Origin of the sequence: uncultured Campylobacter sp. (genome assembly GCF_938040115.1) — a bacterium.
In the GTDB taxonomy this organism is placed as follows: Bacteria; Campylobacterota; Campylobacteria; order Campylobacterales; family Campylobacteraceae; genus Campylobacter_A.
In genome coordinates, this window is sequence record NZ_CALHXD010000169.1 from 1 (window position 1) to 6,175 (window position 6,175).

General features: G+C 44.4%; 7 protein-coding genes. 5 read left to right on the top strand and 2 right to left on the bottom strand.

All coding sequences use genetic code 11. The features are described from left to right. Positions 1-493: hypothetical protein (locus Q0314_RS06035; RefSeq protein ID WP_298057532.1), on the top strand; the 493-nt coding region annotated here is incomplete at its 5' end. 78 nt (positions 494-571) lie between these two features. Beyond that, complete coding sequence (locus Q0314_RS06040) at positions 572-1,090, top strand: hypothetical protein (RefSeq protein WP_298057533.1); 519 nt, start codon at positions 572-574, stop codon at positions 1,088-1,090. A gap of 524 nt (positions 1,091-1,614) precedes the next feature. On the opposite strand, the gene Q0314_RS06045 is transcribed toward Q0314_RS06040, so the two are convergent. Further along, on the bottom strand, positions 1,615-2,202 hold the full coding sequence (locus tag Q0314_RS06045) for an HAD-IB family hydrolase (RefSeq protein ID WP_298057534.1): 588 nt from the start codon (positions 2,200-2,202) through the stop codon (positions 1,615-1,617). A 109-nt stretch (positions 2,203-2,311) separates the two neighbouring features. Beyond that, the gene (locus tag Q0314_RS06050) at positions 2,312-2,956 is read right to left on the bottom strand and encodes a non-canonical purine NTP pyrophosphatase (protein ID WP_298057535.1); all 645 of its coding nucleotides are present in this window, start codon (positions 2,954-2,956) and stop codon (positions 2,312-2,314) included. A gap of 234 nt (positions 2,957-3,190) precedes the next feature. Here Q0314_RS06050 and Q0314_RS06055 point away from each other — a divergent pair, with 234 nt between their 5' ends. The 3 genes from Q0314_RS06055 to Q0314_RS06065 form a co-directional block, all read left to right on the top strand. Further along, a complete protein-coding gene (locus tag Q0314_RS06055; protein WP_298057538.1) occupies positions 3,191-4,495 on the top strand; it encodes an MFS transporter in 1,305 nt (434 codons plus the stop codon). A gap of 164 nt (positions 4,496-4,659) precedes the next feature. Next, complete coding sequence (gene hutX, locus Q0314_RS06060) at positions 4,660-5,154, top strand: heme utilization cystosolic carrier protein HutX (protein WP_298057536.1); 495 nt, start codon at positions 4,660-4,662, stop codon at positions 5,152-5,154. 41 nt (positions 5,155-5,195) lie between these two features. Then, a partial coding sequence (locus tag Q0314_RS06065) for an NAD(P)/FAD-dependent oxidoreductase (protein WP_298057537.1) occupies positions 5,196-6,175 on the top strand: 980 nt, incomplete at its 3' end.

Below are 6,175 nucleotides of genomic sequence, written 5' to 3' on the forward strand. Positions count from 1 at the left end.
AAACTCGCGCGCCGTGATAGAAAGCCTCTTTGCGGATCTACAACCAGCGCTTAACGCCAAAATGCGCCCTGAAATTTACGGTTACGCGATCAACTACATCAAGCTATCGTGCGCATTTAGCTTCTCGGATTACGGCTGCAAAACAAACTACATCATCGCACCCGATAAGCCGCGCCTAAGCTCGCAGCGTGCGTGGGAGCTGATACACGAGATGATGAGCGAGGAGGAGCGCCGTGCTGGGGGCTACTATCTGCGAAACAGATTCGAGTATGCGCCGTTTAGAAAAGATACGGGCAAAACGGGCGCGCAGATATATTTTGAGCGCGAGTTTAGCGAGCTTTCGCACGCAGAGCAAAAGCAAAAAATAAGCGAGTATTTTTTAACGGCGCTAAAGCAGATCGCGCAAAAGCAAAGCAAGCTTGAGTATGATTTCGCCGCGATGATAGAGAATTTTAGTAAAATTTTAGGCGAGTGGGTAGAGACTGAAATTTAATACTTCCCTAAATTTTAGACATCAAATCGCATTGGCAAATTTATGCCGATAAAAATTTAATATTTTTCAGGAGACGCTATGGAAAATAATTTAATAAAAATTTTTCCCGAGGAGTGTATAAATAAAATCATGCAAGCAATCTTCGAAGAATACAACAAAGATCCGTTTAAAATACTTACGGAATCAGACTTGCACTGTATGGCGTATAAAAAGTTGTCAAAGTTAAGCGGCGGTGACGTAGCACTACATTCTGAAGTTTATTGGAAAAATGAAAGTGAAAAGTTCAGATATAGACCAGATCTTAGTATGATATCAAAAGAAGGTATTGACCTATACAAAGACGGGAAATTTGAATTCGAAGGTACAATAGATGCAGTAATATTTGAATTTAAATTCGGACTTAGCAGTCGTAAGGATTTTTACGAAAGCGTTAAGAGGGATTTTGATAAATTTATAAAACTTAGCAAAATCAATGAACATATTTTCTGCTATTTTGTAGTTTTAGTAAAAAACAATAAGCCTAATGACGATTTAAAAGAACTATTATCAAAGAGAGGAGAAAATTTTAAATTTATAACGAACTATTTGGCAATCTAGTAAATGTACTCAAGTGTCAAATAGGGCTTTGAAATTTAAAAAACGGAGTGAATTTAGCGATATTTATTAACGTGAAATTTAAAGCGCTCATATTTATAAATTTTGTACCTTACTGGCATAAGCTAGCACTATATTATATTCAGCAGTATCGGTCTAAAGTTAAACCACGCCATTAACGCCCGTTTGCGTAGTGATAATTTTAGTTATTTTATCTTCAAACCTTACTCGAATCTTATAACATCACTAGCCACTGCCGCGCAAAAAAGTAAAATCTTGCGCATATAAATCTCTTTAAATTTAGCCTTAGCAGGCTTTTAATAAAATCTTTACTGCCCTTAGCACTCCAGTAAACGCAAAACGCAGGTTATGACTACGAAACCCTTGCTATCTACAAACGCGGGTGAGGCTTTAAATTGCAGGCAACAAATTTTCGTTGCAAAAGCGCGCTAACCTCTAAATTTGCCGCGTAAGTGCTCAAATTTAAAGCTTCTAAATTCGCGGCTAGCTTGCAGTTTTTGTAGTCCTCACTCAAACACCCTATAATGCGCCTCGTCGGCAAACTCCAGCATCTCCTTATCGCCCCTGCTGTCGCCGTATGCGATCACGCGCTCAAAGGCGTCCGTGCCATACGCCTCGCGTACGCGGCGCACTTTCTCAGCACCGTAGCAGTTGGCGCCGTCTATCTCGCCCGTTATCACGCCGCCCTTTTTCTTGATACGAGTGCCTAGCAGCTCCAGCCCCTGCGCCTGGCACCACGGAGCTAACCAGTCCTCGAGCGACGCCGTTACGATCACGACCTTGTCGCCGTTTGCCTTATACTCGGCGATCTTTGCCATCGCGGAAAATTTCACGATATCTTCGATGTGCGTGTTTGAGTATTTTTTGCAAATTTGAGCGAATTTATCCGCGCTCATACCAGCAAAAAAATACGTCATCAGCCGCCTACGAGCGTAGTTGTTGCTGCAAATTTTTAGCTTATAGCCGATCAAAACCGGCGAAAGCCAAAAAATACCCCGAAAAAATTTCTTAAATCCCACGACGTAAGCGATAAACTCCAGCAGCGAGTCATCGCGCGTGATCGTCCCGTCAAAGTCGAATAAAACCAGATTCATCTTCGTCTCAAATTTTAAATTTGCGCGATTATACCGCGCTAGCGTTAAGGGACGGCAAATTTAGCCGGATTTTACCCCGCAATTTTACTTTCTCTTTTGCGCTCCGAGCTTAGCGCCCAAATTTCCTCTCAAGGCTCTTTAACACATACTTTATGAGCTCAAGCCCCTTTGAGCGGTGAGAGATTTTTAGCTTCGTGGCGTCGTCTAGCTCGCCAAGCGTGCGCGTAAAGCCTTTGGGGATAAAAAGACTATCGTAGCCAAAGCCGTTGCTGCCGCGCTCCTGGCAAATCGCCGTGCCGTGCATAAAGCCGTGCGCCGTAAAATCACCCAAATTTGAGCTAACAGCGATACAAGCGGTGTAAAACGCAGGCGAGCTGGTTAAATTTAGCGCATTTAGCTCGGCTATCAGCTTTGCGCGGTTGCTAGCATCGGTCGCGCTTTTGCCCGTTATCTGGCCCAGCTCGTTCATATCGCTAAACCTCGCGGAGTAAATCCCGGGCCTGCCGCCAAGAGCCTCCACGCTGATGCCGCTATCGTCGCTTAGCGCGATAAACTCGTCCGCCAAATTTAGCTCGCGCAGTTTTGCCTGCACCGCGCGAGCTTTGATTAGCGCGTTTGCGGCAAATGTCGCGCCGTCCTCGACGATCTCAAACGGCTCGCAAATTTCGCGCAATGCGTAAATTTCGTAATCTTTTAAAAAATCTTTTATTTCGCGCACTTTGTCGGCGTTTGATGTTGCTAAAACTATCTTCAAAATTTTTCCTTTTTCTAGCTTGTCTTTTTGGTTCTTTTTACGTAGCTTGCTAAAATTTCGCTCGGCAGGCTACGTGCCTAGCCTACGCAAAATTTTATCTACGCAACCGTAAAAATAATCCAAAAAATACTTCGCTATGCTATTTTTTAACCCGCGCATTTTATCAAATTCGGCTTTAATTTACGTATTATCAAAATTCGGGTAAAATCACTCCTTTAAAAAGGAAAATTTATGATAGTAAAAAGCGCTTTACCTTTATCTTTTATCATCGGCAGTAGGTTTTTCGGACTATTTATCATTTTGCCCGTTATCAGCGTCTATGCGCTCGAGCTCGAGGGGGCGACCGAGTTTTTAGTCGGCGTTCTCATCGGTGTTTACGCGATGTCGCAGATCACGTTTCAGGTAGTTTTCGGCTACGTCTCGGACCGCTTCGGGCGCAAAAACTCGATGCTAATAGGCCTGCTCGTCTTTATCGTTGGAGCTGCGATCTGCGCGGTGGCGACTGATATCTACACGATGATTTTTGGTAGATTTATCCAGGGTGCGGGCGCGATAGGAGCCGTGGCGATCGCGCTGATGAGCGACATGACCAAGGAGGAGGTGCGCGGGCACGCGATGGCGATGATGGGCGCGTTTATCGGCATTAGCTTTACGCTTTCTATGATACTCTCGCCGATACTTAGCGCCAAATACGGCCTTTCAAGCCTCTTTTACCTCTCGATCGCGGTTACGGTCGTTTGTATCGTGCTTTTATACACGGCAGTAGGCGAGGAGCCTAAATTTACCCACTCACAGGCCAAAATGCCGGCCGTAAAGCTACTCTCAAACAGAAATTTACTACTCATGAACATCAGCAACTTCATGCAAAAAATGCTGATGTCGGCGGCTTTTATCGTGATTCCCATCGCCATCGTGAAATATTTTGGGATGGACAAAAAGGACCTCAGCGGCATCTACTCGGTTGCGACGGTGTTTGGCTTTATCGCGATGGGTATCGGTGGCGCGATCGGCGAAACGAAGCGCATAACAAAGCAAATTTTAGTCATCGGGGTCTCACTTTTTGTCGTTTGCTACGGACTTTTCGCGCTCTCACTCGGACACAAGCCGCTATTTTACGCAGGTGTGATTATATTTTTTATCGGCTTTAACCTGCACGAGCCGATCTTGCAATCAATGGCGTCCAAATTTAGTAAAGTAAGCCAAAAAGGCGCGGTTTTGGGTATCTTTAACGCTTTTGGTTACATGGGAAGCTTTATCGGCGGCATAGGCGGCGGTACTTTACTTAAATTTTACGGCCTTAGCGCGCTTTCCGCCGTCGTGACGGTGCTTTGCGTCGTGTGGCTGATCGCGCTAAAATGGCTAGACAACCCCAATATCTTTAAAAATATCTATCTGCCGTCTGATACGGATGCCGATCTAGCCGAGGTCGAGAAGCAAAAAGGCGTCGTGGAATGCTACAAAAACGCTCAAAATCTCGTCGTAAAATACAACTCCAAGCTAACAAACGAGGCGGAAATAAAGCGGTTTTTAGGCGTTTAACGAGTTTGCGGACGGAGCAAATTTAAAAAATCGTCCGCGCCCGGCGACTAAATTTGCGGCTTGATCGGCGCTTTAAATACAAGGGCGCAAAGCGCGCAAATTTAGCGGGTTTTTAGCTATTTTTAAATACTATTATCAAAATCTAATTTCAAAAAAGGACAAAAATGAGCGATCTAAAAAAACAAATCGACGAGCTTTTCGAGGACAAAAAGATGTCCGTTTACGACGCGGCCAAACAGCTAAACGTACGCGAATACGAAATCTTGCAGTACCGCGGCGATGACGAATTTAAGGAAGTCGGCGCAGAAAATTTGATGAAAATTTTTGAAGAAGTCAGCACTTGGGGCGAGATGCTTTTTATCAAAAATACGCCCGAGTTTATCATCGAGATCAAGGTTAGCGTGCCTATGCCTAAAAAAGCGAGAGGATTTTTAAATTTCACCGATAAAACAGGCTTTTTGGGCGGCCACCTAAGAGAAGAATCAATCTCCAGCATCGGCTTTGTGAGCACTAAATTTATGGGATTTCTCGGGCACAGCCTGCACTTTTACGACGCGGATCACAACGTGATCTTTAAGCTTTTCGTAAATCGCAACGAAAAAATGAAACTAGACGAAGCGCAAGAGCAAAAATTCCTAGCGCTAAAAAATAGCTTTTGATTTTAGATGGCTTTGCTGCGCGTAAATTTTGAGGTTTTATGATGTCTAAAATTTGCAAAATTTACGACGTTTTGATAATCGGAGCGGGCGCGGCAGGGCTATTTTTGGCGGCGAATTTACGCGGTAAAAGCGTCGCTATACTCGAAAAAAACGCAACTCCCGGCAAGAAAATATTAGCTAGCGGCGGAGGCAGGTGCAACGTCACAAACCGCCGTATCGATGCATCAAACTACCTCGGCGACGCGGATTTTGCCACAAATATCCTAAAAAATCTATGTTTCAAAGATGTTTTAAAATTTTTTGGCGAGCTAAAATTTAACGAGCAAAAGCAAAATCAATTTTTCTGCGAAAGCGGCGCAAAAGACGTTTTGGGCGTACTTTTAAAGCGCGCTAGACAAAGCGGTGCGCATATATTTTGCGGCGTTTGCGTGAAAAGCGCTAGAAAAATTTTGACCGATGAAAACGGCCAAATTTTAGACGTTTCTCCCGCACAAAATTGTGATAAAAATTTGACAGATTTTGAGACGAAATTTGATCAAAACGAGCAAAATTTAAACGAAATTTTTGAAGTTATTGCCGAAAACGGAGATAAATTTTACGCTAAAAATCTCGTCGTAGCTAGCGGCGGACTAAGCTACAAAAGCCTAGGCGCCAGCGACATCGGCTACGAAATAGCGCGAAGCTTTGGCATCAAAGTCATCCCGCCCGCTCCGGCGCTTGTCGGATTTACCGTGCAAAAAGAGGAGTTTTGGTTTAAAAATCTAAGCGGGGTTTGCTTCCCCGCCGAGATTAGCGTAGTTTGCGCGAGCAAAAACTCCGCAAATCGCGAGCCGAAAATGCCGCGCAAATTTGCAGACGACATACTTTTCACCCACAAAGGCATAAGCGGTCCGGCCGTGCTAAACGCTTCGCTTTTTTGGCAAAAGGGCCTGATCGCCATAAATTTTTGCCCGAATTTTAGCATAGAAACCGCGCAAAAAAGCAAAAAACAGCTCAGCACCGTCCTGTCGCTGCCTAGGCG

Coding starts and splice junctions, on each gene's coding strand:
- hutX (WP_298057536.1), top strand. CDS start 4,660: ATGAGCGATCTAAAAAAACAAATCGACGAGCTTTTCGAGGACAAAAAG.
- Q0314_RS06040 (WP_298057533.1), top strand. CDS start 572: ATGGAAAATAATTTAATAAAAATTTTTCCCGAGGAGTGTATAAATAAA.
- Q0314_RS06045 (WP_298057534.1), bottom strand. CDS start 2,202: ATGAATCTGGTTTTATTCGACTTTGACGGGACGATCACGCGCGATGAC.